Origin of the sequence: Ornithinicoccus halotolerans, from assembly GCF_009602535.1 — a bacterium.
Lineage (GTDB): Bacteria > Actinomycetota > Actinomycetes > Actinomycetales > Dermatophilaceae > Ornithinicoccus > Ornithinicoccus halotolerans.
The window spans coordinates 1-25,443 of sequence record NZ_WIQI01000010.1 but is presented as its reverse complement, the minus strand read 5'-3'; the positions used below and the strand labels follow the sequence as shown (position 1 = coordinate 25,443).

Annotated in this window: 23 protein-coding genes; 18 read left to right on the top strand and 5 right to left on the bottom strand. The window is 74.3% G+C overall.

What is annotated here, in order from left to right:
• Positions 1 to 13: 13 nt before the first annotated feature.
• Genes GFJ45_RS03870 through GFJ45_RS03850 form a run of 5 tightly spaced genes read right to left on the bottom strand, consistent with a single transcriptional unit; the run spans position 14 to position 5,212 of the window.
• Positions 14 to 1,696 (bottom strand): PH domain-containing protein, encoded by a 1,683-nt coding sequence (locus GFJ45_RS03870; RefSeq protein ID WP_153394342.1) that lies wholly within the window; start codon positions 1,694 to 1,696, stop codon positions 14 to 16.
• Positions 1,693 to 2,220, bottom strand: coding sequence for a PH domain-containing protein (locus GFJ45_RS03865; RefSeq protein WP_153394340.1), 528 nt, complete (start codon positions 2,218 to 2,220; stop codon positions 1,693 to 1,695). The genes GFJ45_RS03870 and GFJ45_RS03865 overlap by 4 nt, the downstream gene beginning before the upstream one ends.
• The gene (locus GFJ45_RS03860) at positions 2,217 to 2,630 is read right to left on the bottom strand and encodes a Rossmann-fold NAD(P)-binding domain-containing protein (RefSeq protein WP_153394338.1); all 414 of its coding nucleotides are present in this window, start codon (positions 2,628 to 2,630) and stop codon (positions 2,217 to 2,219) included. Before GFJ45_RS03860 ends, GFJ45_RS03865 begins: the two co-directional genes overlap by 4 nt.
• Positions 2,631 to 2,633: 3 nt before the next feature.
• Positions 2,634 to 2,834 (bottom strand): hypothetical protein, encoded by a 201-nt coding sequence (locus tag GFJ45_RS03855; protein WP_153394336.1) that lies wholly within the window; start codon positions 2,832 to 2,834, stop codon positions 2,634 to 2,636.
• A gap of 5 nt (positions 2,835 to 2,839) precedes the next feature.
• A complete protein-coding gene (locus tag GFJ45_RS03850) occupies positions 2,840 to 5,212 on the bottom strand; it encodes an MMPL family transporter (RefSeq protein ID WP_323368707.1) in 2,373 nt (790 codons plus the stop codon).
• Positions 5,213 to 5,293: 81 nt separating this feature from the next.
• On the opposite strand from GFJ45_RS03850, the gene GFJ45_RS03845 reads away from it, so the two are divergent.
• The 18 genes from GFJ45_RS03845 to GFJ45_RS03760 form a co-directional block, all read left to right on the top strand.
• Entirely contained in the window at positions 5,294 to 6,625 is a 1,332-nt protein-coding gene (locus GFJ45_RS03845) for a replication-associated recombination protein A (protein WP_153394408.1), read from the top strand.
• A gap of 80 nt (positions 6,626 to 6,705) precedes the next feature.
• Positions 6,706 to 9,387, top strand: a complete 2,682-nt coding sequence (alaS, locus tag GFJ45_RS03840) for an alanine--tRNA ligase (RefSeq protein WP_153394334.1) — start codon at positions 6,706 to 6,708, stop codon at positions 9,385 to 9,387.
• Positions 9,388 to 9,389: 2 nt separating this feature from the next.
• Positions 9,390 to 9,902: a Holliday junction resolvase RuvX gene (gene ruvX / locus GFJ45_RS03835; protein ID WP_153394332.1), complete on the top strand. Its 513-nt coding sequence runs from the start codon at positions 9,390 to 9,392 to the stop codon at positions 9,900 to 9,902.
• Positions 9,899 to 11,152, top strand: coding sequence for an endolytic transglycosylase MltG (gene mltG, locus GFJ45_RS03830; protein WP_153394330.1), 1,254 nt, complete (start codon positions 9,899 to 9,901; stop codon positions 11,150 to 11,152). The genes ruvX and mltG overlap by 4 nt, the downstream gene beginning before the upstream one ends.
• Entirely contained in the window at positions 11,146 to 11,982 is an 837-nt protein-coding gene (locus tag GFJ45_RS03825; protein WP_153394327.1) for a shikimate dehydrogenase, read from the top strand. Before mltG ends, GFJ45_RS03825 begins: the two co-directional genes overlap by 7 nt.
• Position 11,983: 1 nt before the next feature.
• Positions 11,984 to 12,715, top strand: a complete 732-nt coding sequence (locus GFJ45_RS03820) for a prepilin peptidase (protein ID WP_153394325.1) — start codon at positions 11,984 to 11,986, stop codon at positions 12,713 to 12,715.
• Positions 12,716 to 12,736: 21 nt separating this feature from the next.
• Complete coding sequence (aroC, locus tag GFJ45_RS03815) at positions 12,737 to 14,011, top strand: chorismate synthase (protein ID WP_153394323.1); 1,275 nt, start codon at positions 12,737 to 12,739, stop codon at positions 14,009 to 14,011.
• A complete protein-coding gene (locus GFJ45_RS03810; protein WP_153394321.1) occupies positions 14,008 to 14,523 on the top strand; it encodes a shikimate kinase in 516 nt (171 codons plus the stop codon). The genes aroC and GFJ45_RS03810 overlap by 4 nt, the downstream gene beginning before the upstream one ends.
• A complete protein-coding gene (gene aroB, locus GFJ45_RS03805) occupies positions 14,520 to 15,650 on the top strand; it encodes a 3-dehydroquinate synthase (protein WP_153394319.1) in 1,131 nt (376 codons plus the stop codon). Before GFJ45_RS03810 ends, aroB begins: the two co-directional genes overlap by 4 nt.
• A complete protein-coding gene (locus tag GFJ45_RS03800; protein ID WP_228386445.1) occupies positions 15,647 to 16,084 on the top strand; it encodes a type II 3-dehydroquinate dehydratase in 438 nt (145 codons plus the stop codon). The genes aroB and GFJ45_RS03800 overlap by 4 nt, the downstream gene beginning before the upstream one ends.
• An 82-nt stretch (positions 16,085 to 16,166) precedes the next feature.
• Positions 16,167 to 16,727: an elongation factor P gene (gene efp / locus GFJ45_RS03795; protein ID WP_153394317.1), complete on the top strand. Its 561-nt coding sequence runs from the start codon at positions 16,167 to 16,169 to the stop codon at positions 16,725 to 16,727.
• Between the two features lie 4 nt (positions 16,728 to 16,731).
• On the top strand, positions 16,732 to 17,145 hold the full coding sequence (nusB, locus tag GFJ45_RS03790; protein ID WP_153394315.1) for a transcription antitermination factor NusB: 414 nt from the start codon (positions 16,732 to 16,734) through the stop codon (positions 17,143 to 17,145).
• Between the two features lie 172 nt (positions 17,146 to 17,317).
• Complete coding sequence (gene pyrR / locus GFJ45_RS03785; protein ID WP_153394313.1) at positions 17,318 to 17,926, top strand: bifunctional pyr operon transcriptional regulator/uracil phosphoribosyltransferase PyrR; 609 nt, start codon at positions 17,318 to 17,320, stop codon at positions 17,924 to 17,926.
• Complete coding sequence (locus GFJ45_RS03780) at positions 17,923 to 18,858, top strand: aspartate carbamoyltransferase catalytic subunit (RefSeq protein ID WP_153394311.1); 936 nt, start codon at positions 17,923 to 17,925, stop codon at positions 18,856 to 18,858. Before pyrR ends, GFJ45_RS03780 begins: the two co-directional genes overlap by 4 nt.
• Positions 18,855 to 20,171, top strand: coding sequence for a dihydroorotase (locus tag GFJ45_RS03775; protein WP_228386443.1), 1,317 nt, complete (start codon positions 18,855 to 18,857; stop codon positions 20,169 to 20,171). The genes GFJ45_RS03780 and GFJ45_RS03775 overlap by 4 nt, the downstream gene beginning before the upstream one ends.
• Positions 20,168 to 21,385: a glutamine-hydrolyzing carbamoyl-phosphate synthase small subunit gene (carA, locus tag GFJ45_RS03770; protein WP_153394308.1), complete on the top strand. Its 1,218-nt coding sequence runs from the start codon at positions 20,168 to 20,170 to the stop codon at positions 21,383 to 21,385. The genes GFJ45_RS03775 and carA overlap by 4 nt, the downstream gene beginning before the upstream one ends.
• On the top strand, positions 21,372 to 24,710 hold the full coding sequence (gene carB / locus GFJ45_RS03765) for a carbamoyl-phosphate synthase large subunit (protein WP_153394306.1): 3,339 nt from the start codon (positions 21,372 to 21,374) through the stop codon (positions 24,708 to 24,710). The genes carA and carB overlap by 14 nt, the downstream gene beginning before the upstream one ends.
• Before the next feature lie 42 nt (positions 24,711 to 24,752).
• Positions 24,753 to 25,443 (top strand): ferredoxin reductase domain-containing protein (locus GFJ45_RS03760; RefSeq protein ID WP_153394305.1); only part of this gene is annotated, 691 nt, incomplete at its 3' end.

The window sequence follows — 25,443 nt, the reverse complement described above, 5'->3', positions numbered from 1 at the left end:
GCCTGCCACCTGCTCAGGAGCGGTGCCGTCCGCGTCCGGCGCCGTCCCCGGCGGGCAGCAGCCACTCGTCGAGCAGCCCGGGGGTCGCGGCGTCGGCCAGCGCCACCGCCTGCGGCAGCGGGAGGTCGCGGATCTCGACCTGCTCCGGGCCGGCCGCCGTGGTCGCCACCAGGGTCGCCAGTCCGCGGCGGCGCTGGAAGAAGGTCTGTCGCACCACCCAGCCGATGATGCCGCCGCGCTCCAGCACGGTGCGGCTGCGGTTGAGCGCCCCGCTGCCGGCGATCAGATGGTCCTCGGTGAGCTCGTGCCCGAGGTTGCGGTAGGCCAGCAGCCCCACGCCCACCGACAGCAGCAGTGCCACGGCGGCGCCGGCTGGCACCACCGGCCACGGCCAGTCCAGGAACCAGGTCGCGACCGCCAGCGCCGCGGTCACCAGCACCGCGCCGTCCAGGGTCTGGATGACCTGCCGGGTCCGGGCGCGGGGGCCGTGCCGCACCAGCGGGACGGACAGCGCCCGGTCCGACCTCAGGACGGTGTGGCCCACGTCCCGGGTCACCGTCCACGGGCAGGGCGGCAGCACCCGCGTGGTGCCGCCGCTGCCGACGCCGGTGGCCAGCGTGAACAGCTCGGCGCCGTGCACGAGCCGCAGCAGCAGCGGCTCCACGACCCGGGCGCCGCGGACCCGCGTCTCCTCGACGGTGGTGGACCGGGTGGTGAGCAGGCCCCGGGTGAGCCGTAGCGTCCCGCCCGGCTCGCGCACCAGCCGCAGCCGCCACCACTGGAGGACGTAGTTGAGCGTGGAGACCACCACCCACGCCAGCAGCACCAGCAGCACGGCCGCCAGCACGAGCAACGGCACCGCCTGGGCGGTCAGCCAGCCCCAGGCGTCCTGCACCACCGTCTCGTCCACGTCGACGTCACCCAGCACCTGCGAGCCCACGCCCCCGACGCCGGCGACCACCGCGAGCGAGGAGAGGCTGAACGGCGCGTACCGCAGCCAGGACCAGTCGATCCGGGCCAGCTCGGTGCCTTCACCGGCCTCCTCCGCCGGGCCGGTCGCCTCCGGCCCCACGCCGGCAGCCGCCGGCCGAGTCACCGTCTGCTCGATCCGGCGCAGCAGGTAGCGGCGCAGCTCGGCGGCCGCGTCCCGGCCCAGCGAGTCCAGCTCGATGCGGGTGTCGTCCACGCCGGTGCCGATGCGGACCTTGGCCAGCCCGAGCACCCGGTGCAGCACGCCGGCCTCGAGGTCCACGCTGCGGACCCGGTCCAGCGGAGCGGTGAGCACGGTGCGGTTGAGCAGGCCGCGACGCACCTGCAGCTGGCCGCTGGTGACCCGGTACCGGGTGGTGAACCACGGGATCAGCCCGAACAGGACCGCCAGGGTGGCGAACAGGCCGGCGAACCGCACCGCCATCTGGCTCCCGCCGCCCTGGCCGAAGCCGAACACGGCGACCAGCATCGGCACCGCCAGCGACAGCAGCGTGCGGGCCGGCCCCAGGAAGAGCATCCGCGGGTCCAGCTGGCGCCACTGCTCGCCCACCGGCACCGCAGCAGGGGCCGGTGGGGGCGGCGCGTCCGGCGGGGGCGGCAGGTCGTAGGGCTGCCCCTGCGGGGGCGGCAGGTCGGCGGGCTGCCCCTGCGGGGGCGGCAGGTCGGCGGGCTTCCCCTGCGGGGGCGGGAGGGAGGGCTCCGTCACGTCGCGTCGCCCTCGTCGCGCCCGGTGATCTCGGTCAGCTCGGCCACGACCCGCTCGGCGGTGGCCGAGTCGACGCAGTCGATGCTGACCGGCCCGGCGGCCGAGGCGGTGGTGACGGTGATCGAGGCCAGGTCGAACATGCGCATCAGCGCGCCGCGCAGCGAGTCCACGGTCTGCACCCGCGACAGCGGCGCGATCCGCTGCTCCCGGGTCAGCCAGCCCCGGCGGGCCACGACCGCGGTCGGGGTGACCTCCCAGCGGTGGACCGCGTAGCGCACCCGGGGCTTGACCAGCACGTCCACCAGCGCCTGCAGCGCCAGCAACCCGTAGATCACGGTCGTCCACCACCAGCGCTCCGGCAGCAGAGTGAAGTAGACGGTGCTGGCGACCGCCAGCACGATGGTGTGGACGATGAGCGCCTGGACCGTCCAGTAGGGGACGGCCCGCGGCGAGACCCGGTGGGCCGGCTCGCGCAGCCGGAGCCCGTGGTCCCGCGCCCCCGTGGTCTCCGCTGTCTCCGTCACGCCAGCGTCGCCACCATCAGCGCCTTGATGGTGTGCATCCGGTTCTCGGCCTGGTCGAACACGATGCTCGCCGGAGACTCGAACACCTCGTCGGTCACCTCGACGCCGTCGGCCAGGTGGGCGTAGCGGCCGATCAGCTCCCGGCCCACCTCCGTGCCGGTGTCGTGGAAGGCCGGCAGGCAGTGCATGAACAAGGCGTCCTCGCGGCCGGTGGCCGTCATCAGCCCGGCGTTGACCTGGTAGGGCAGCAGCATGTCGATGCGACGCTCCCACTCCGCCATCGGCTCCCCCATGGAGACCCACACGTCGGTGTGCACGAAGTCGACCCCGGCCACCGCCTCCTTCGGGTCCTCGGTGACCGTCACCCGAGCACCCGTGGTCGCGGCGATCTCGCGGCAGCGGCTGACCAGCCACTAGCCCCGACGCCGGCCACGGCGCTCGACGGCCACCGCCTCACCGGTGGTCAGCGCCAGCCCGTCCAGCGGCCGCGGCACTGCCCACCGGACCCACGCGTCCCCGTCGGTCAGCGCCAGCAGGGCGGCGTGGTCCTCGACCTGCCGGGCCTGCGCGACCTGCCGGGTCTGCCGGCCCGGACGGGGCGCGCGCGGGCCCACCGCGCTCACCGCGCGTCGGCGGCCGGCTGCGGCCGAGCAGCGAGCCGCGGAGAGTGCTCGGTGATCCCGAACCGCTCGTGCGCCCGCCGCAGGTATCGGGGGGCCCACCAGTTCCACCGCCCGAGCATCGTCATCGTCGCGGGGACGATCACCATCCGCACCAGGGTGGCGTCGATCGCCACGGCCAGCGCCAGCGCGAACCCGGTCTCCTGGATCACCAGCATGTCCCCCATCGCGAAGCCCGCGAAGACGATCACCATGACCAACGCCGCCGAGGTGATGATCCGCCCGGAGCGCTGCAGCCCGAGCCGGACCGCGGTGTCGTCATCCAGCCCCTGCTCGTGCAGCTCGATGATGCGGGAGAGCAGGAACAGCTCGTAGTCCATCGCGAGGCCGAAACCGAAGGCCAGCACCAGCAGCGGGATGACTGACTCGATCCCGCCCACCGAGGTGAACCCGAGCAGCTGCTCCAGGTGGCCCTGCTGGAAGACCCACACCAGGATCCCGAGGCTGGCGCCCAAGGAGACGATGTTGAGCAGCAGCGCCTTGACCGGGATGACCACCGACCCGGTCAGCAGGAACAGCAGCACGAACGTCGCGCCCACGATCCACAGCGCGGCCCACGGCCCGCCGCCGGCGACCGCCTCCGTGAAGTCGGCCAGCGACGACGCCTGCCCACCGACCCACACCGGGAAGCCGGCCTCCCCGGCAGCCGCCCGGAGCGCGGCGGTCACCTCCCGCGCGGTGTCACCCTGCACGCCGCCGTCGACCTGGACGTGGACCTCGACCAGCTCTCGGTCCGGCAGCGCCGCAGCGGTGACCCCCGGTGGCGGCGGGCCGTGCTGCTGCGGGTCGGTGACGGCCGTGACGCCGGGGTGGTCACCGACCTCGTCGTGCACCCAGTCGGCGACCTGCTGCGGCTCCTCCTGGGCCACGACCGTCACGGCCGGGAAGGCCAGCGCCGGGTAGTCCTCGGCGAGGTCCTCGGCGAACACCCGCTGCTCGGCTCCGGCGGGGAGCAGCTGCTCGGCAGAGGCGGTCAGCCGAAGGTCCAGCGCCGGGAGCGCCGCGAGCACCAGCAGCACGACCGAGACCAGGGTCGTCAGCGCCGGCCGCCGCTGCACCAGCCGCGCCAGCCGGCTGAACCAGCCCTCGTCCGGGGCCACCTCGGCGCCGCGGCGGCGCCCGAGCCGGCGCGCCGCGAGAGCGCACAGCGCCGGCACGAGGGTGAGCGCGACCAGGAGCGCCACCAGCACCACGGAGACGCCGGCGGCGGCGATCGCACGCATGATCGGGGCCGGCACCAGCGCCAGCCCGGAGAGCGAGATCGCCACGATGAGCCCGGAGAAGAGCACGGTCCGCCCGGCCGAGGCCACCGCGACGGCGACGGCGTCCTCGACCTGACCGCGGGACAGGTCCCGGTGCGCCACCCCGGGCGCCAGGCGGCGCACCTCCTCTCGGTAGCGGCTGACCAGCAGCAGCCCGTAGTCGATGCACAGCGCCAGCCCCATGACCGTGACGATGTTGACCACCGAGGCGTCCAGCTCCAGCGCGTAGGAGAACCCCAGCAGCATCACCAGCGCGCCACCCACCGAGGCGACGGCGCCGAGCAGCGGCATGCCGGCGGCGAGGACCCCACCGAACACCACGACCATCACCAGCAGCGAGATCGGCAGTGCGATCGCCTCGCCGGTGACCAGGTCCTGCTCGATCTGGTGGACGATGTCGGTGAACAGCAGCGCCGATCCGCCGACGCGCACCTGGCCGTGCTCGGACAGCGCCGGTGCCGCGAGTGCCGCCACCTGCTCGGCGGCCTGCTCCATCCCGGAGGTGGTCAGGTCGGGGTCCAGGGTGGCCACCACGACGAAGGAGCGGGAGGCGGGGTCCTGCTCGGCGACGAGCGCGTACGCCTCGGGCGCCTCCGGCCACCCCGGCGTGGTCATCGGCGCGCGCGCCGAGGTCACCTCGGGAAGCACGGTGAGGTCCTCGGCCAGGGCGGCCACATCGGCCGCCAGCGCCGGGTCCGTCACCGCCGCGTCGTCCACCCGGACGACGACGGCCGCGCCCTCCTCGTCCGCGCCGCTGAGCAGGTCCCGGGCGGTCAGCGCCTGCCCGGGCGCGGTGATGTCGCCGTTGCTGAGGCGGTCGAACAGCGACGGCCCGCCGGCCAGCCCCAGGCTGGTCACGAACGAGGCGACGACCGCGAGCAGCCAGGCCACCAGCACCCAGCGCCGCCGGCGCGCCATGACCCGGCCGTGCCGGGCCAGGAACGGCTCGCGGACGGGCCGGTGCCGGCCCCGCGAGGGACCGGCGGAGGGGACTCGCGCGGAGCGGGACAGCGCCTCGGGGCGGGCTCCCGGGGTCACGGCTCGGGACACGGCGCTAGCCTGCCATGCGTGCCCGCCCCCGCCGACGCCGACCTGTTCGGAGCCGAGGAGAACTCCTCGGCGCCGCACGCCATGCCGTTGGCCGCCCGGATGCGGCCGCGGACGCTGGAGGAGGTGCGGGGCCAGCGGGAGGTCCTGCGCCCCGGTAGCCCGCTGCGGCGGCTCATCGAGGGCCACCGCGGCAGCGCGGGGCCGCTGTCGGCCATCCTGTGGGGCCCACCCGGCACCGGCAAGACCACGCTGGCCCACCTGGTGGCCACCGCCACGGACCGCACCTTCGTGCAGCTCTCGGCCGTCACCGCCGGCGTGAAGGACGTGCGGGCCGTGATGGACCAGGCCCGCCGAGAGCGGGACCTGTACGGCCGGCAGACGGTGCTGTTCCTCGACGAGATCCACCGCTTCAGCAAGGCGCAGCAGGACGCCCTGCTGCCCGGCGTGGAGAACCGGCTGGTCGTGCTCGTCGCGGCCACCACCGAGAACCCCTCGTTCAGCATCATCGCCCCGTTGCTGTCCCGGTCGGTGCTGGTGCGGCTGCAGCCACTGGACGAGGACGACCTCGCGGCGCTGCTGCGGGAGGCGCTGGCCGACGACCGCGGACTGGCCGGCCAGTTCACCCTGGAGGACGACGCCCAGGCCCACATCGTGCGCATCGCCGGTGGGGACGCCCGCCGGGCTCTCACCACGCTGGAGGCCGCCGCGGGCGTGGCGCTGGACGCCGTCGCTGCCGGCAGTGACGCGGAGACCTCCGGCGAGCCGGTCGCCATCACCCTGGCCGCGGCCGAGCAGGCCGTCGACCAGGCCGCGGTGCGCTACGACCGCGCCGGCGACCAGCACTACGACGTCGCCAGTGCCTTCATCAAGTCGATGCGCGGCAGCGACGTGGACGCCGCGCTGCACTACCTGGCCCGGCAGCTGGAGGCGGGGGAGGATCCCCGGTTCATCGCCCGCCGCATCGTCATCGCCGCCAGCGAGGACGTCGGGATGGGCGACCCGACCGCGCTGCAGACCGCCGTCGCGGCGATGCACGCGGTCGCCCAGATCGGCATGCCGGAGGCACGGATCGTGCTCGCCCAGGCGGTCGTGCACAACTCGCTCGCGCCCAAGTCGAACGCGGCCTACGGCGGGATCAACGCCGCGATCGCCGACATCCGGGCCGGCCGCGGCGGGCCCGTCCCGCCGCACCTTCGGGGGACCGGGTACGCCGGAGCGACCCGGCTCGGGCACGGCGAGGGCTACCGGTACACCCACGACGAGCCGGCCGGCGTCGGGCCGCAGCAGTACCTGCCAGACGACCTGCTGGAGGCCGACGTGGACTACTACCGGCCGACCGGGCGCGGCTGGGAGGAGCGGCTCGGCGCCCGGTGGCGCGAGCTGCGCGCGATCATCCGCGGTCGCCGCGGCTGAGCCCTGCCACGCCAGGTCCGCAGGTCAGCCGACCGGAGCCGACTAGAGTGGCCCCGACCCCATCCGAGGACGAGGAGCGCATGGAAACCGCCGAGATCCGCCGCCGCTGGCTGGAGTTCTTCGAGCAGAAGGACCACGCCGTGGTGCCGAGCGCGTCGCTGCTCAGCGACGACCCGACGCTGCTGTTCACGGTGGCCGGGATGGTGCCCTTCATCCCGTACTTCACCGGCCAGCAGACCCCGCCGTGGCGGCGCGCCACCTCGGTGCAGAAGTGTGTGCGGACACTCGACATCGAGGAGGTCGGCAAGACCACCCGGCACGGCACCTTCTTCCAGATGAACGGCAACTTCTCGTTCGGGGACTACTTCAAGTCCGAGGCGATCGCCTACGCGTGGGAGTTCGTGACCGGCTCCCAGCAGGAGGGCTGCCTGGGGTTCGACCCCGACAGCATCTGGGTGACCGTGCTCGACGGCGACGACGAGGCCGCCCGGATCTGGCAGCAGGAGGTGGGGCTGCCGCCGGAGCGGATCCAGCGCCGCGGGCTGGCCGACAACTACTGGCACACCGGGGTGGCCGGCCCCGGCGGGCCGTGCAGCGAGATCTACGTCGACCGCGGGCCGGAGCACGGCCAGGAGGGCGGCCCGGCCGTCGACGAGGACCGCTACCTGGAAATCTGGAACCTCGTGTTCATGCAGGAGGAGCTCACCGAGGTCCGCTCCAAGACCGACTTCGACGTCGCCGGCGAGCTGCCCAAGAAGAACATCGACACCGGGATGGGCCTGGAGCGGGTCGCCTACCTGCTGCAGGGCGTGGACAACCTGTACGAGATCGACGAGATCTACCCGGTCATCGAGGCGGCCGAGGAGCTGAGCGGGCGCCGCTACGGGGCGCAGGAGGGCGATGACGTGCGGTTCCGCGTCGTGGCCGACCACGTGCGTACCGCGCTGATGCTCATCAACGACGGCGTCACACCCGGCAACGAGGGCCGCGGCTACGTGCTGCGGCGGCTGCTGCGCCGCGCGGTCCGCTCGATGCGGCTGCTGGGCGTCACCGAGCCGGCGCTGCCGAGGCTGCTGCCGGTCAGCCGCGACGTCATGGCCAAGTCCTACCCGGAGCTGGTCTCCGGCTGGTCCCGCATCAGCCAGATCGCCTACGCCGAGGAGGAGGCCTTCCGGCGCACCCTGTCGGCCGGCACCTCCATCCTGGACGCCGCCGTCCGGCAGGCCCGCGAGAGCGGCCGCGCCCAGCTGGCGGGGGACCAGGCCTTCACGCTGCACGACACCTACGGCTTCCCGATCGACCTCACCCTCGAGATGGCGGCCGAGAACGGGCTCACCGTCGACGAGGGCGGCTTCCGGCGGCTCATGGCCGAGCAGCGGGAGCGCGCCAAGGCCGACGCCCGGGCCAAGAAGTCCCGGCACGGCGACACCTCGGTCTACCGGCAGGTCGCCGACGCGCTGGGGCGGCAGGTGGAGTTCACCGGTTACGACGAGGTCGCCTCCGAGGGCCGGGTCGCCGGACTGCTCCTGGACGGGACCGTGGTCCCGACCGCCCAGGCCGGCCAGGAGATCGAGCTGGTGCTGGACCGCACGCCGTTCTACGCCGAAGGCGGCGGCCAGCTCCCCGACGGTGGCACCGTCCGGCTGGCCGGCGGCGCCGTCGTCGAGGTCTACGACGTGCAGTCCCCGATCACCGGGCTGATCGTGCACCGGGCACGGGTGCTGTCCGGGGAGGTCGGCACCGGCGAGCAGGCGCACGGCGAGGTCGACGTCGCCCGGCGCCGCTCGATCTCCCGGGCGCACACCGCCACCCACATGGTGCACAAGGCCATCCGCGAGGCGCTGGGCGACACCGCGACCCAGGCGGGCTCGGAGAACGCCCCCGGGCGGTTCCGGTTCGACTTCAACGCCACCCAGGCGCTGCCGCCCTCGGTCATGCGCGACGTCGAGGCCCGGGTCAACGCGCTGCTCATGGACGACCTGCCGGTACGGGCCGAGGTGATGTCCCAGCAGCAGGCCCGGGAGGCCGGCGCGATGGCGCTGTTCGGTGAGAAGTACGGGGACCAGGTCCGCGTCGTCTCCGTCGGGGAGTGGGCCCACGAGCTGTGCGGCGGCACCCACGCCCGGCGCTCAGGCCAGCTGGGGCTGGTCAAGCTGCTGGGGGAGTCCAGCATCGGCTCCGGTGTCCGCCGCGTCGAGGCCCTCGTCGGCACCGACGCCTACGACTTCCTGGCCCGCGAGCACGCCATCGTCGGGCAGCTCTCGGAGGTGCTCAAGGCCCGGCCGGAGGAGCTGCCGGAGCGCATCGACGGGATCCTGTCCCGGCTCAAGGAGGCCGAGCGCGAGATCGCCGCCGCCCGCCAGCAGCAGGTCCTCGGCGCCGCCGCCACGCTGGCCCAGCAGACCCGCGACGTGGCCGGGGTGAGCCTGCTCACCCACGACGCCGGTGACGGCGTCGGCGGCGACGACCTGCGCCACCTGGTCACCGACCTGCGGGCCCGCCTCGGAGCCGAGCGGCCCGCGGTCGTCGCGGTCACCGGCGCCGCCAAGGGTCGGCCCGTGGTCGTGGTGGCCACCAACGAGACCGCCCGCGCCGCGGGACTCAAGGCGGGCTCGCTCGTCAAGGTCGCCGCCGGGGTGCTCGGCGGCGGGGGCGGCGGCAAGGACGACCTCGCCCAGGGTGGTGGCCAGGACCCCAGCCGAACCAGCGAGGCGCTCGCTGCCGTGGAGCACGCGGTCGCCGAAACCGCCGGGGGTCGCTGACCGTGCGGCGGGGAGTACGGCTCGGCGTCGACGCCGGTGAGGCCCGGGTGGGGCTGGCCGCCTCCGACGCCGACGGCGTGCTCGCCACCCCGGTGGTGACGCTGCCGCGTGACCACGACCACGAGTCCGACCTGCGCGCGATCGCCCGCGAGGCGCTGGAGCGGCGGGCCGTGGAGGTGGTCGTCGGGCTGCCGCGGGGACTCGACGGCCGGGAGGGGGTGGCCGCCGCCCGGGCGCGCGACTACGCTGCCGCCCTGAACCGGCACCTCTCCGGGGTGCCGGTCAGGCTCGTGGACGAGCGCCTCACCACGGTGGACGCCCACCGCGCGCTGCACGCCAGCGGGGTCGCGGGCCGGCGGCACCGGGACAGCGTCGACCAGCAGGCGGCGGTGCTGATCCTGCAGTCGGCGCTCGATCGTGAGCGCAGCACCGGAGAACCAGCAGGGACCGTCGTCGGGGGACGCAGGCCCCGAGCCCGCCGGGCTCGGGTGGGAGGAGAAGGAAGGCAGTCGTGAGCCGACCCCCCGAGGACCCGTGGTCGTCCCGTGAGTCGCCGCGTCCGGACTACCCGGACGAGGACTACGTCACCGACGAGCCGGGCCGGTACGAGGATCCCTACGAGGCCGGGCAGCACGACGAGTCCCTGGCCGCTGACGTGCTGGACCCCGCCGAGGAGGACGAGCCGCTGCGCAGCAGGCGGCACCGCCGCCGCCCGAGGCGCCGCCACCGGTGGCTGGCGCTGCTGGTCGCCGCGGGCCTGGTCGTGGTGGGCGGGGTCGTCGGCGTGCAGGCACTGCAGGGCCTGATCCCCTCGTTCGAGTTCGGCAGCGCCCCGGAGGACTACGAGGGTCAGGGCAGTGGCGAGGTGACGATCGAGATCCCGCAGGGGGCCGGCGGCGGGCAGATCGGCCAGATCCTGGCCGAGAACGACGTGGTCGCCTCCGCCGAGGCGTTCTCGGTGGTGGCCGCGGCCGACCAGCGCGCCACCGGCATTCAGCCGGGCACCTACCGGATGGCCGAGCAGATGAGTGCCGCCGCGGCGCTGGAGCGGCTGCTGGACTCCGAGTACCGCCAGGTGGCCCGGGTCACGGTCCGGGAGGGGCTGTGGGTGGACGAGATCTTCGCCGCGCTCGCCGAGGGCACCGACCACGAGGTGGCCGACTACGAGGCCGTCGACCCGCAGCAGGACCTGGAGCTGCCGGACGCCGCACAGGGCGAGCTGGAGGGGTTCCTGTTCCCCGAGACCTACTCGTTCTCTCCGAACTCCACCCCCCAGGAGCAGCTGCAGCAGATGATCGACCACGGCCTGCAGCGCTACGAGGAGCTGGGCATCGCCGATGACCAGCTGCGCCGCACCGTGATCGTCGCCAGCCTGGTGCAGGGCGAGGGCATGTTCGCCGAGGACCTGCCCAAGATCGCCCGCGTCGTGGAGAACCGGCTGGAGCAGGAGGAGCCGCTGGGCTTCGACTCCACCATCCACTACATCGCCCAGGAGCGCGGCCGGGCGGGCACCACCGACGAGCAGCGCAGCGTGGACAGCCCCTACAACACCTACCTCAACGCCGGGCTGCCGCCCGGCCCCATCAACAGTCCCGGCGAGGACGCGCTGGCGGCCGCGCTGGAGCCGGCCGAGGGCGACTGGATGTACTTCGTCACGGTCAACCCGGACACCGGCGAGACGCTGTTCGCGCAGACCTATGAGGAGCACCTGGAGAACCAGGAGCAGTTCCAGCGCTGGTGCCGCGAGAACCGCGACCGGTGCTGAGCGGCGTGCGGCGCTGCGCGGTCGTCGGTGACCCGGTCGACCACTCGCTGTCACCGGTCCTGCACCGCGCCGCCTACCGTGCCCTCGGGCTGCCCGACTGGTCCTACCAGCGGGTCCGCGTGCCGGCCGGCGGCCTGGCCGGCCTCGTGGCCGGGCTGGGCCCGGAGTGGGTCGGCCTGTCGGTCACCATGCCCGGCAAGGAGGAGGCGCTCGCGCTGGCCGAGCAGGCCGGCGAACAGGCCCGTCTCGTCGGCGCCGCCAACACCCTGGTCCGGGACGGCACCGCCGGCGGCTGGCGGGCCGAGAACACCGACGTGGACGGCATCCGCCGGGCGCTGCAGGAGCAGGGGGTCCGACACCCGCAGCGGGCGGCCCTGGTCGGCTCCGGCGCGACCGCCCGCTCCGCGCTGATGGCGCTGCACGGCCTCGGCGTGCGGGAGGTCGCGGCCGTGGTGCGCCGGCAGGTCCGCCCGGAGACCGCCGCGCTCGGCGACCGGCTGGGGGTCACCCTCAGCGCGGTACCGGAGGCGGAGCTCGCGGCGGCCGTCGAGGGCGCCGACGTCCTGGTCAGCACCGTCCCGCCCGGTGCGTCCCCGGTCCCGGAGACGCTGCTGGTGCGCCCTGACCTGGCGGTGCTGGACGTGGTCTATGCTCCGTGGCCGACGCCCTTCGCCGCCCGGCTGGCCGCGGCCGGCGCCCGGGTCCAGGGGGGCGGCACCATGCTCGTGCACCAGGCGGCCGAGCAGGTGCGGCTGATGACGGGTCTGGAGGCCCCGCTGGCACAGATGCGGGCGGCGCTGGCCGAGGCGCTCAACGACACGGGGGAGTGAGATGGACTGGCGGGAGCTGGCGCCGGCGGCGCTGGCGGTGCTCGGCGTGGCCTGCGGGGTCCCGGTCGCCCGGTGGCTGCGGTGGGTCACCTACCGCAAGCCGGACGAGGAGGAGCTGCCGCTGCCGGGCAGCCGCTGGTGGGTGGTGCCGGTCCTGGGCATCAACTGGTGGCTGCTGGCCCGTCACGCCCTCACCGCCGGGCCGCTCACCGGGGACGGTCCCCGGGCGGCCGCCGGGGACGTCCTGGTGATGCTCACCCTGCTGGTGGTGGGCCTGGCCTGCACCTGCCTCGCGGCGATGGACATGGACGTGCACCGGCTGCCCGACCGGGTGATGTGGCCGACCATGGGGGTGCTCACCGGCGGACTGGCGGTGGCCGCGGTCGTCGCCGGCGAGCCCTGGCCGTGGCTGCGGGCGCTGCTGGCGGGACTGGCGTGCGGGGGCTTCTACCTGCTGCTGGCGCTGCTGTCGCTGGCGCGCGGCTCGCTCGCACTGGGGCTGGGCGACGTCAAGCTCGGGGCGCTCCTCGGGGCGGGACTGGGCTGGTTCGGCTGGGGCACGGTGCTGACCGGGGTCTACGCCGGGTTCCTCGCCGGCGGCCTGTTCGGGCTGGCCCTGCTGCTGCTGCGACGGGTCACCCGTGGTGGGGAGTTCGCCTACGGCCCACCGATGATGGTCGGCGCCCACGTCGGGCTGCTGGTGGCACCGGAGTCGCTGACCCTGCTCGGGTGAGGCCATGACAGGATCGTGCGCATGCTGCGCTGGTTGACTGCCGGGGAGTCGCACGGCCCCGCCCTCACCGCGGTCCTGGAGGGACTGCCTGCCGGGGTCCGGGTCGAGCGGGCCGCCGTCGAGGGCGCGCTGGCCCGCCGCCGGCTGGGCTACGGGCGCGGCGCCCGGATGAAGTTCGAGGCCGACCGGCTCAGCTTCCTCGGCGGCCTGCGCCACGGGGTCAGCCTCGGCTCCCCGCTCGCGCTGCAGATCGCGAACACCGAGTGGGCCAAGTGGGAGTCGGTCATGGCTCCCGAGCCGGTCGACCCCGAGGAGCTCAGCCGCGCCGACGACGTCGGCGCGCCCAAGGAGCTGGCGCGCAACAAGCCGCTGACCCGGCCCCGTCCCGGGCACGCCGACCTGGCCGGCATGACCAAGTACGGCTTCGAGGACGCCCGGCCCGTCCTGGAGCGGGCCTCCGCGCGGGAGACCGCCGCACGGGTGGCCCTCGGCGCGGTCGCCGCCGGCTTCCTCGAGCAGGCCTGCGGCGCCACGCTGGTCAGCCACACCGTCCAGATCGGCCGGGCCGGGCTCGCCGCCCCGGACGCCGACGGCCCCACCGAGGAGGCGCTGCCGCGCGCGAGCGACGTCGCGCGGCTGGACGCCGACCCGGTCCGGACGCTGGACCCCGCGCTGTCCGAGGCGATGGTCGCCGAGATCGACGCCGCCCGCGCCGACGGCGACACCCTCGGGGGCGTGGTCGAGGTCGTGGCCTGGGACATCCCGCCCGGCCTGGGCTCGCACGTGCACTGGGACCGGCGGCTGGACTCCCGGCTCGCGGCCGCGCTCATGGGGATCCAGGCCATCAAGGGGGTCGAGATCGGGGAGGGCTTCCGCACCGCGGCCCGCCGCGGCAGCCAGGCCCACGACGAGATCGAGCGCGACGACCGTGGCCGGGTCCGCCGGCGCACGCTGCGCTCCGGCGGCACCGAGGGCGGGATGAGCACCGGCGAGCCGTTGCGGGTGCGGGCCGCGATGAAGCCCATCTCCACCGTCCCCCGCGCCCTCGACACCGTCGACGTCGCGACCGGTGAGCCTGCCACCGCCATCCACCAGCGCTCCGACGTCTGCGCCGTGCCCGCCGCCGGTGTGGTCGCCGAGGCGATGGTGGCGCTCGTGCTGGCCGAGGCGGTGCTGGAGAAGTTCGGCGGCGACAGCGTCCCCGAGGTCCGGCGCAACGTGGCCGGCTACCTGGAGGCCGTGCCGGGCGCCCTGCGCGGACGGTGGGCCACGCCCGAGAGCGAGCACGCACCATGACCCGTCCCCGCGCGGTGCTGATCGGGCCGCCCGGCGCCGGGAAGTCCACCATCGGCGCCCTCCTCGCCCGCCGCTGGGGGGTGTCGTTCTACGACACCGACCAGGCCATCGAGCAGGAGCAGGGCCGGACCATCACCGACATCTTCGTCGAGGACGGTGAGGCAACCTTCCGGGCGCTGGAGCGCGCCGAGGTCATCCGGGCCCTGGCTGCCACGACCGGCGTCGTGGCCCTCGGCGGCGGCGCCGTCATGGACCCCGGCACCCAGCGAGCGCTGGCCGGGCACGCCGTCGTCTTCCTCGACGTGGGCATCGCCGACGCCGCCGGCCGGGTCGGCTTCGACAGCTCCCGGCCGTTGCTGGCGGTGAACCCGCGCGCCACCTGGAGCCGGATGATGCAGACCCGCCGCCCCACCTACGAAGGGCTGGCCGCAGTGATCGTCGACACCGCCGGCCGCACCCCCGAGCAGGTGGCCGACGAGGTCGCGACCCAGCTGGAAGCGGAGCCGCGGTGACCGAGCGGCGCACCGTCACCGTCGGGCCCGGTGGCACCCCGGGCGACCAGGGCGGCTACCGGGTGCACGTGGGGCCCGGCGCGCTGCGCGAGCTGGCCGGCCACGTGCGGCCCGGACAGCGGGTGCTGGTGGTGCACCAGCCGGGCCGGGAGCGGGTGGTCCAGGACGTCGGCGCCCTGGTGGCGCAGGCCGGCGCGGAGCTGCACCCGGTGCGGGTCCCCGACGGGGAGGCGGCCAAGGAGGCCTCGGTGCTGGTGGACCTGTGGGGCCGGCTGGGCCGGGCCGGGTTCACCAGGGACGACCTGGTGGTGGGCGTCGGTGGCGGCGCCACGACCGACCTGGCCGGCTTCGTCGCGGCCAGCTGGCTGCGTGGCGTCGCCGTGGTGCAGCTGCCCACCTCGCTGCTGGGCATCGTCGACGCCGCGGTCGGCGGCAAGACCGGCATCAACACCGCCGAGGGCAAGAACCTCGTGGGCGCCTTCCACCCGCCGCAAGCGGTGCTGTGCGACCCCGGCTGGCTGGCCAGCATGCCCCGGGCCGACTACGTGGCCGGCCTGGCCGAGGTCATCAAGTGCGGGCTGGTCGCCGACCCGCGGATCCTGGAGCTGGTCGAGGCCGACCCCGAGGCGGCCGGCCGGCCGGACGCGCCGGTGGCGGTCGAGCTCATCGCCCGCGCGGTCCAGGTCAAGGCCGACGTCGTGGGCGCCGACCTGCGCGAGGCCGGGCTGCGGGAGGTGCTCAACTACGGCCACACCTTCGGCCACGCCATCGAGCACGTCGAGGGCTACACCTGGCGGCACGGGGACGCGGTCGCGGTCGGGATGGTCTACGCCGCCGAGCTGGCGCACCGGGCCGGGCGGATGGACGCAGCGCTGCTCGCCCGGCACCGGGAGCTGCTGACCGCGGTCGGCCTGCCGACCGGGTACCGGCCGGGGCGCTGGGAACAGCTGCGCGCGGCGATGGCGCGGGACAAGAAGTCCCGGGGGGCCACGCTGCGGTTCGTCGTGCTGGACGGGCTGGCCCGACCGGGCCGGCTGGAGGGGCCGGACGAGGAGCTGCTGCTGGGTGCCCACGCCGCCGTCACCGGCGCCCCCGCGGCCCCGGGCGCCCCTAGGGTGGGTCCGTGAGCAGCCACGTGCTGGTGCTGAGCGGCCCCAACCTGGCCGCCCTGGGCACCCGGGAGCCGGAGGTGTACGGCTCGACCACGCTGGCCCAGCTGCACGACCAGGTGACCGCCGAGGCGGACGCGGTCGGGCTGACGGTGGACTGCCGGCAGACCGACGACGAGGCCGAGCTGGTGGGCTGGCTGCACGAGGCCGCCCGCGCCGGCTGGGACGTGGTGCTCAACCCGGCCGCCTTCACGCACTACTCCTACGCGCTCGGTGACGCGTGCGCCCACCTGGTCGGCTGCGGGTCGCGGCTGGTCGAGGTGCACCTGTCCAACCCCGCGGCGCGGGAGTCCTTCCGGCAGCACTCGGTGGTGGCCCGCTCGGCCACCGGCACCGTCGCGGGCTTCGGACCAGGCTCCTACCTGCTGGCTCTTCGCGCCCTGGCGCGCTGAGCCGATAGACTGGCGCGGATCCCGACCCCCCTCGCGGCGCGAGCGTGCCCGCGGGCCCCGAGACGAAGGTGACCGACGAACAGTGGCGACCACGAACGACCTCAAGAACGGCATGGTGCTCTCCCTCGACAACGCGCTGTGGCAGGTGCTGGAGTTCCAGCATGTCAAGCCCGGCAAGGGGCCGGCGTTCGTGCGCACCAAGCTGAAGAACGTGCTCTCGGGCAAGATCGTGGACAAGACGTTCAACGCCGGCACCAAGGTCGAGACCGCCACGGTGGACCGGGCCGACATGACGTACCTGTACCACGACGGGACCGACTACGTGTTCATGGACACCCGCACCTACGACCAGATCCCGGTGCCCGAGGACGTCATCGGGCCGGCCAAGGACTACCTGCTCGAGAACGGCGAGGCCATGGTCGCCACCCACGAGGGGCGGGTGCTCTACGTCGAGCTGCCGCCGTCGGTGGTGCTGGAGATCACCCACACCGACCCGGGCGTGCAGGGAGACCGCTCCACCGGCGGCACGAAGCCGGCCACCCTGGAGACCGGTGCCGAGATCCAGGTCCCGCTCTTCCTGGAGTCCGGCACCAAGGTCAAGGTGGACACCCGGGACGGGTCCTACCTGGGCCGGGTGAGCTGACCGGGTGGCAGCCCGGAGCAAGGCCCGCAAGCGGGCCCTCGAGCTGCTCTACGAGGCCGAGCAGCGCGGCCTGAACGTCACCGACCTGCTGGAGCAGCGGCTGGCCGCGCCCACCACCCAGCACCCGCTCCCCGAGTACACCGCCCAGCTGGTCCGCGGCGTGGTGCAGCACTGGGCCACCATCAACGAGACGATCGCCACCTACAGCCAGGGCTGGCCGCTGGAGCGGATGGCCTCGGTGGACCGGGGCCTGCTGCGGCTGGCCACCTGGGAGATCGTCTGGAACCCGGAGGTCCCCGACGCGGTGGCCATCTCCGAGGCCCGCGAGCTGGCGCGGACGCTGTCCACCGACGAGTCGCCGGCGTTCCTGCAGGGTCTGCTGGGCCGGATCGCCGAGGTCAAGGACACGGTCGGCTGAGGCCGCGCCCGCCGCTGCTCCCCACCACCGAGGCGCAGGGGGCACCCGGTGGTCGGCTCCGCTGCGCGGGCCGCCGACCCGGGATGCGGCGCACGTCGCGGCTGCCGCTACGCTGGCCCGCGACACGTCCTTTAACCACCGTCCGGTGAGGCGGGGAAGGAGAGTGGGCCGCATGAGCCCTGCCCGCGAGCGGGTCCCCGAGGGGACCACCCCCACCGCAGAGTCCGGCCGGGTGGTCCTGGCCGGGGAGGAGATCGGCAGGGCGCTGCGACGCATCGCCCACGAGATCCTGGAGACCAACAAGGGACCGCAGGACCTGCTGCTGCTGGGCATCCCCACCCGCGGGGTGCACCTGGCGCGCCGGCTCGGCGCCGCCCTGCACGACGTCGAGGGCGTCGAGGTGCCGGTGGGCAGCCTGGACGTGACCATGTACCGCGACGACCTGCGCCGGCAGCCGGTGCGCCACCTGGAGCCCACGGACGTCCCCGGTGACCGGGTCGAGGGCAAGGTCGTGGTGCTGGTCGACGACGTGCTGTTCTCGGGCCGGACGGTCCGGGCAGCGCTGGACTCCCTGGCCGACCTGGGCCGGCCCCGCGCGGTGCGGCTGGCGGTCCTGGTCGACCGCGGCCACCGCGAACTGCCGATCCGGGCCGACCACGTCGGCAAGAACCTGCCGACCTCCCGCGGGGAGCGCGTCTGGGTGCGGCTGGTGGAGCAGGACGGCGCCGACGAGGTCCGCATCGCCGCTGACCCGGCCCGCCGCGAGGGGGAGCGCCAGTGAGGCACCTGCTCTCGATCGGCGACCTGTCCCGCGAGGAGATCCTGGAGCTGCTCGACACCGCCGAGTCGATGCACGAGGTGCAGCACCGCGAGGTCAAGAAGCTGCCCACGCTGCGCGGCCGCACCATCATCAACTTCTTCTTCGAGGACTCCACCCGCACCCGCAGCTCCTTCGAGCTGGCCGGCAAGTGGCTCTCGGCCGACACCATCAACCTGTCGGGGAAGGGCAGCTCGGTCTCCAAGGGCGAGAGCCTGCGGGACACCGTCATGACCATCGACGCCATGGGCGTGGACCTGATGGTGGTGCGCCACATGGCCTCCGGGGCCCCCGCCCAGATCGCCTCCTGGACCGGCTGCTCGATCGTCAACGCCGGCGACGGCACCCACGAGCACCCGTCCCAGGCGCTGCTGGACGCCTACACGATGCGGAGGCGGCTGGGCGGGGACCTAGCGGGCCGCCACGTCGCGATCGTCGGCGACCTGACCCACTCCCGGGTGCTGCGCAGCAACCTGCTGTGCCTGCGCACGCTCGGCGCCAGCGTCACCCTGGTGGCTCCGCCGACGCTGATGCCCAGCGGCATCGGCCCCTGGGCTGACACCGACGGCTTCGGCACCAGCTACGAGCTGGACGACGTGCTGCCCACCGTGGACGCGGTCATGATGCTGCGGGTGCAGCGGGAGCGGATGAGCGGAGGCTTCTTCCCGACGCCGCGCGAGTACGCGGTCCGCTACGGGCTCACCCCCGCCCGGCTGGCGCGGATGCCCGAGCACGCCGTCATCTGCCACCCCGGCCCGATGAACCGCGGGCTGGAGATCTCCGCCGACGCCGCCGACGCCGCCCAGTCGCTGGTGCTGGACCAGGTCTCGGCCGGCGTGGCGGTCCGGATGTCGATCCTCTACCACCTGCTCGCCGGCGAAGGGAGCACCTCGTGACCACCCCACCCCTGCTCATCACCGGGGCCGACCTGGCCGGCGCCGGCCGCGGGGACCTGCTGGTCGCCGACGGCCGGATCGTCGCGGCCGGGCCGGACGCGGCCGCGGAGGCGCCCGGCGGGACTGCCCGGACCGACGCCGACGGGTTGGTGGCGCTGCCGGGCCTGGTGGACCTGCACACCCACCTGCGAGAACCGGGACGGGAGGACGCCGAGACCGTGGAGACGGGGTCGCGGGCGGCCGCGGCAGGCGGCTACACCGCCGTGCTGGCGATGGCCAACACCACCCCGGTCACCGACACCGCCGAGGCCGCCGAGCGGGTCCTCGACCTGGGCCGGCGCGCCGGCTACGTGGACGTGCACCCGGTCGGGGCGGTCACCAAGGGGCTGGCCGGTGCGGAGCTCGCCGAGCTGGGGCTGATGGCCGCCTCGCGGGCGCGGGTGCGGGTGTTCTCCGACGACGGCCGGTGCGTGCACGACGCCCGGGTGATGCGGCGGGCGCTGGAGTACGTGCGTGCCTTCGACGGGGTCATCTCCCAGCACGCCCAGGACCCGGCGCTGGCCGACGGCAGCGCCTGCTGCCACGAGGGCGAGCACTCCGGTCGGCTGGGGCTGCCCGGCTGGCCGGGCGTGGCCGAGGAGACCGTCGTGGCCCGGGACGTGATGCTGGCCCGGCACACCGGCTCCCGGGTCCACATCGCCCACGTGTCCACCGCCGGCAGCGTCGAGGTGCTGCGGTGGGCGAAGGCGCAGGGCATCGCGGTGACCGCCGAGGTGACCCCCCACCACCTGATGCTGACGACCGACCTGCTGGCCGGCTACGACCCGGTCTACAAGGTCAACCCGCCGCTGCGGCCCGCCGAGGACGTCGAGGCGCTGCGGGCGGCGCTGGCCGACGGCACCATCGACGCGGTCGCCACCGACCACGCCCCGCACCCGCGGCAGGACAAGGAGCACGCCTTCGCCGACGCGGCGTTCGGGATGCTGGGCCTGGAGACCGCGCTGTCGGTGGTGGCCACCACCATGGTCACCGAGGGACGCGTCGGCTGGCGCGAGGTGGCGCAGGTGATGTCGCACGCACCGGCCCGGATCGCCGGCCTGGCCGGTCAGGGTCAGCCGTTGGAGCCGGGCAGCCCGGCGACGATCACGCTCGTCGACCCCGGCCGGCGGGTGAGCGTTGACGCCGCGCTCTCACAGTCGTTGTCCCGTAACAACCCCTGGCATGGCCGGGAGCTGACCGGCGCGGTCCACCTGACCATGCTGCGGGGGCAGGTGACCGCCCGCGAGGGTCTGGTCTGGGGAGGAGTGGCATGAGCACCCAGCGTGAGCACCAGGAACAGCAGGAGCACCTCGCCGACGCGGACGTGCCGGCCGTGCTCGTCCTGGAGGACGGGCGCAGCTTCGCCGGTCAGGCCTACGGTGCGGTCGGCCGCACCGTCGGGGAGGCGGTCTTCTCCACCGGGATGACCGGCTACCAGGAGACGCTGACCGACCCCTCCTACCACCGGCAGGTCGTGGTGATGACCGCCCCGCACATCGGCAACACCGGGGTCAACGCCGAGGACATGGAGTCGGCGCGGATCTGGGTCGCCGGCTACGTGGTGCGCGACCCGGCGATCCGCCCGTCCAACTGGCGCTCGCAGGGGGACCTCGGCACCGCGCTGCGCGAGCACGGCGTGGTCGGGATCAGCGGGGTGGACACCCGTGCGCTGACCCGGCACATCCGCGACCGCGGCGCGATGCGGGCCGGCATCTTCTCCGGCGCCGACGCCCGGCGGCCGGTCGCCGAGCTGCTCGAGGAGGTGTCCGCGGCGCCGCTCATGGTGGGCGCCGCGCTGGCCGCCGAGGTCACCACCGCCGAGCCCTACGTCGTGGAGCCGGCCGGTGAGCACCGCTACACCGTGGTCGCGCTGGACCTGGGCATCAAGGGCAGCACCCCGGCGCTGCTGGCCCAACGCGGGATCCGGGTGCACGTGCTGCCGGCCACCAGCAGCGTCGACGAGGTGCGCGCGCTCAACCCGGACGGGGTGTTCTTCTCGAACGGGCCGGGCGACCCCGCGACGGCCGAGCACGAGGTCGGCCTGCTGCGGAAGGTGCTGGCGGCCGAGCTGCCCTTCTTCGGCATCTGCTTCGGCAACCAGCTGCTCGGGCGTGCGCTCGGGCTGGACACCTACAAGCTGCCGTTCGGGCATCGCGGGATCAACCAGCCGGTGCTCGACCGCCGCACCGGCAAGGTGGAGGTGACCAGCCACAACCACGGCTTCGCCATCGCCTGGCCGACTGCCACCGACACCCCCGTGGACTCGCCGTTCGGGCGGGTGCGGGTCTCGCACGTGGCCCTCAACGACGAGGTCGTGGAGGGCGTGGAGTGCCTCGACGCCCCGGCCTTCTCGGTGCAGTACCACCCCGAGGCCGCCGCGGGCCCGCACGACGCGGCCTACCTGTTCGACCGTTTCGTCGAGCTGATGGAGAGCCGGCCCAGCCCGGCGAGCGTGGACGACAAGGAGCGTGGCGATGCCCCGGCGTGAGGACCTGCAGACCGTACTCGTCATCGGGTCCGGCCCGATCGTCATCGGCCAGGCGGCCGAGTTCGACTACTCCGGGACGCAGGCCTGCCGGGTGCTGCGCGAGGAGGGCATCCGGGTCGTGCTGGTCAACTCCAACCCGGCGACGATCATGACCGACCCGGAGGTGGCCGACGCGACCTACGTCGAGCCGATCACCCCCGAGGTCGTGGAGTCGATCATCGCCCGGGAGCGCCCGGACGCGGTGCTGGCCACCCTCGGCGGGCAGACCGCGCTCAACACGGCGATCGCGCTGCACGAGCGAGGGGTGCTGGAGAAGTACGGCTGCCCGCTGATCGGCGCCAACGTCGAGGCGATCCAGCTGGGCGAGGACCGCGAGGCGTTCAAGGGCGTGGTGAAGCGCTGTGGGGCGGACGTGGCCCGCAGCGCCATCTGCCACTCCATGACGGAGGTGCTGGCGGCCGCCGAGGACCTCGGCTACCCGGTGGTGGTGCGGCCCTCGTTCACGATGGGCGGGCTGGGCTCGGGCTTCGCCCACGACGCGGAGTCGCTGCGCCGGATCGCCGGCGCCGGCCTGCAGGACAGCCCCATCACCGAGGTGCTGCTGGAGGAGTCCATCCTGGGCTGGAAGGAGTACGAGCTGGAGGTGATGCGCGACCGCGCCGACAACGTGGTGGTCGTGTGCTCCATCGAGAACCTGGACCCGATGGGGGTCCACACCGGTGACTCCATCACGGTCGCCCCCGCGATGACGCTCACCGACCGCGAGTACCAGCTGCTGCGCGACATCGGCATCGCCGTGATCCGGGAGGTCGGCGTCGACACCGGCGGCTGCAACATCCAGTTCGCAGTCAACCCCGAGGACGGGCGCGTCATCGTCATCGAGATGAACCCGCGCGTCTCGCGATCCTCGGCGCTGGCCAGCAAGGCGACCGGGTTCCCCATCGCGAAGATCGCGGCCAAGATGGCGCTGGGCTACACCCTCGACGAGGTGCCCAACGACATCACCCGGCAGACCCCCGCCAGCTTCGAGCCCACGCTCGACTACGTGGTCGTCAAGGTGCCACGGTTCGCCTTCGAGAAGTTCCCCGCCGCCGACCCGACGCTGACGACCACGATGAAGTCGGTCGGCGAGGCGATGGCCATCGGCCGCAACTTCACCGAGGCGCTCAACAAGGCGCTGCGCAGCACCGAGCGGCGGGGCTCCTCCTTCCACTGGCGCAGTGACGACGCGCCCGGCCGGGAGCAGGCCGAGGCGCTGCTGGAGCAGGCCCGCACCCCCACCGACGGCCGGCTGGTCCTGGTGCAGCAGGCGCTGCGGGGCGGCATGACCGTCGAGGAAGTGCACGAGGCCACCCGGATCGACCCCTGGTTCCTGGACCAGATCGCCCTCATCAACGAGGTCGCCGAGCGGTTGCGGACGGCGACGGCCGGGGGCGGCCGCGTCACCCCCGGGCTGCTGACACTGGCCAAGCGGCACGGCCTCTCCGACGCCCAGATCGCCCAGGTCACCGGGATGGCCGAGGCGGTCGTGCGGGGCGTGCGCCACGCCCTGGGGGTACGGCCGGTCTACAAGACCGTCGACACCTGCGCCGGCGAGTTCGAGGCCACCACCCCCTACCACTACTCCAGCTACGACAGCGAGACCGAGGTGACCCCACGGGAGCGGCCGGCGGTGATCATCCTGGGCTCCGGACCGAACCGGATCGGGCAGGGCATCGAGTTCGACTACTCCTGCGTGCACGCCTCGCTGACCCTGCGCGAGGCCGGGTTCGAGACCGTCATGGTCAACTGCAACCCCGAGACCGTCTCGACCGACTACGACACCTCCAGCCGGCTGTACTTCGAGCCGTTGACGCTGGAGGACGTGCTCGAGGTCGTGCACGCCGAGCGGGCCGCCGGACCGCTGGCCGGGGTGATCGTCCAGCTCGGCGGGCAGACACCGCTGGGGTTGGCGGCCGCGCTCAAGGCCGAGGGCGTCCCGGTGGTCGGCACCAGCCCGGAAGCGATCCATCTGGCCGAGGACCGCGGCGCGTTCGGCCGGGTGCTCGCCGAGACCGGGCTGGCCGCCCCGCGCCACGGAACCGCCTACAGCACCGAGGAGGCGCTGACGGTGGCCCACGAGATCGGCTACCCGGTGCTGGTGCGCCCCTCCTACGTGCTGGGCGGCCGAGGCATGGAGATCGTCTACGACGACCAGGCCCTCGCCGAGTACGTGGGGCGGGCCACGCTGGCCTCGCCCGAGCACCCGGTGCTGGTGGACCGGTTCCTGGACGAGGCGGTCGAGATCGACGTGGACGGCCTCTACGACGGCCACGAGCTCTACCTCGGCGGGATCATGGAGCACATCGAGGAGGCCGGGATCCACTCCGGCGACTCCGCGTGCGTGCTGCCGCCCATCACGCTGGGCCGCGAGGAGATGTCCCGGGTCCGGGAGGCGACCCGGCTGCTGGCCGAGAGCATCGGCGTACGCGGCCTAATCAACGTCCAGTTCGCCCTCGCCCAGGACGTGCTCTACGTGCTGGAGGCCAACCCCCGGGCCAGCCGCACCATCCCGTTCGTGGCCAAGGCCACGGGCGTGCCGCTGGCCCGCGCCGCGGCCCGGGTCATGCTGGGTGCCACCATCGGTGAGCTCCGCCGCGAGGGCGTGCTCCCCCCCGAGGGTGACGGCGGCTCGCTGCCGGTCGACGCGCCGGTCTCCGTCAAGGAGGCGATCCTGCCGTTCCGCCGGTTCCGCACCCAGACCGGGCAGGCCGTCGACTCGATCCTGGGCCCGGAGATGCGCTCCACCGGTGAGGTCATGGGCATCGACGCCGACTACGGCACCGCCTTCGCCAAGAGCCAGCTGCGGGCCGGGTCGGCGCTGCCGACCAGTGGCACGGTGTTCGTCTCGGTAGCCAACCGCGACAAGCGCTCGATGATCTTCCCCGTCAAGCGCCTGGTGGATTTGGGGTTCACGGTGCTGGCCACCGAGGGCACCGCCGACGTGCTGCGCCGCAACGGGATCGCCTCGCAGGTGGTGCGCAAGCTGAGCCAGGGCACCGGCCCGCACGGCGAGCCCACCGTGGTGGACCTGATCACCTCCGGAGAGGTCGACATGGTCATCAACACCCCCTCCGGGCGCGACGCACGGGCCGACGGGTACGCCATCCGCGCCGCCACGACCAGCCTCGACAAGCCGATCATCACCACGGTGCAGCAGCTGGGTGCCGCGGTGCTGGGGATCGAGGCGATGCGGGCCGGTGACCTGCGGGTGCGCAGCCTGCAGGAGCATGCCGCCGGACTGGACCTGTACCAGCGCGCCGGTGCGCCCCCGGCCGCGGGCTGAGGACCGGCCGTTGGCACCGGGCAGCGGCGGGACCGGCGCACGGTGAGCCAGCCGCAGCCGGACGCAGCCACCGTCGGCGCGCCGCTCAGCGCCGAGGTGGTCACCGTGCGGCCCAGCGGGAAGCAGCGGCACCTGACGCTCAGCGTGCCCGGTGAGCCGGGTGCCCGGCCCGGGCAGTTCCTCGTGCTCCCGCCACGGCCAGGAGCGGGGACGGTGCTGCCCGGGCAGTGGTGGCTGGCCGGCAGCCGCTACGAGCGGCGTGTCGGGACCAGCTGGGAGGTGCTGCTCACCGAGACCCAGGCTGGTGAGCACGACGCCAGCTGGGGCCCCGTGCTGCCCGGTGCCGTGCTGCCCGTGCGTGGCCCGCAGGGCCGGGGGTTCGCGCTGCCGCGCAGCACCGTCCCGGCCGTCCTGGTCGGGGACGCCCGCGCCGCGGGTCCGCTGGGCTGGCTGGCACGGCTGCTCACCGAGCGTGGGTGCCCGGTCCGGCTGCTGCTGGTGGAGGACGGCGAGCCCCCCGACGTCGCGGCGCTCGGCAGGCAGACCGAGGAGCTGGTGCTGCGGGAATCGGCCGACCCGGGTCAGCTCACCGAGGAGACCGGGCGGCTGCTGGCCGCGGCGCGTGCCCCGGTCGCCTACGCGGCCGGCTCGCCGGCGGTGGTGCGTGCCGTCGCCCGGGCCGCCGCGTCCGGTGGCGCTCACGCCCAGGTGACGGTGTACCGACCCGGGGCGA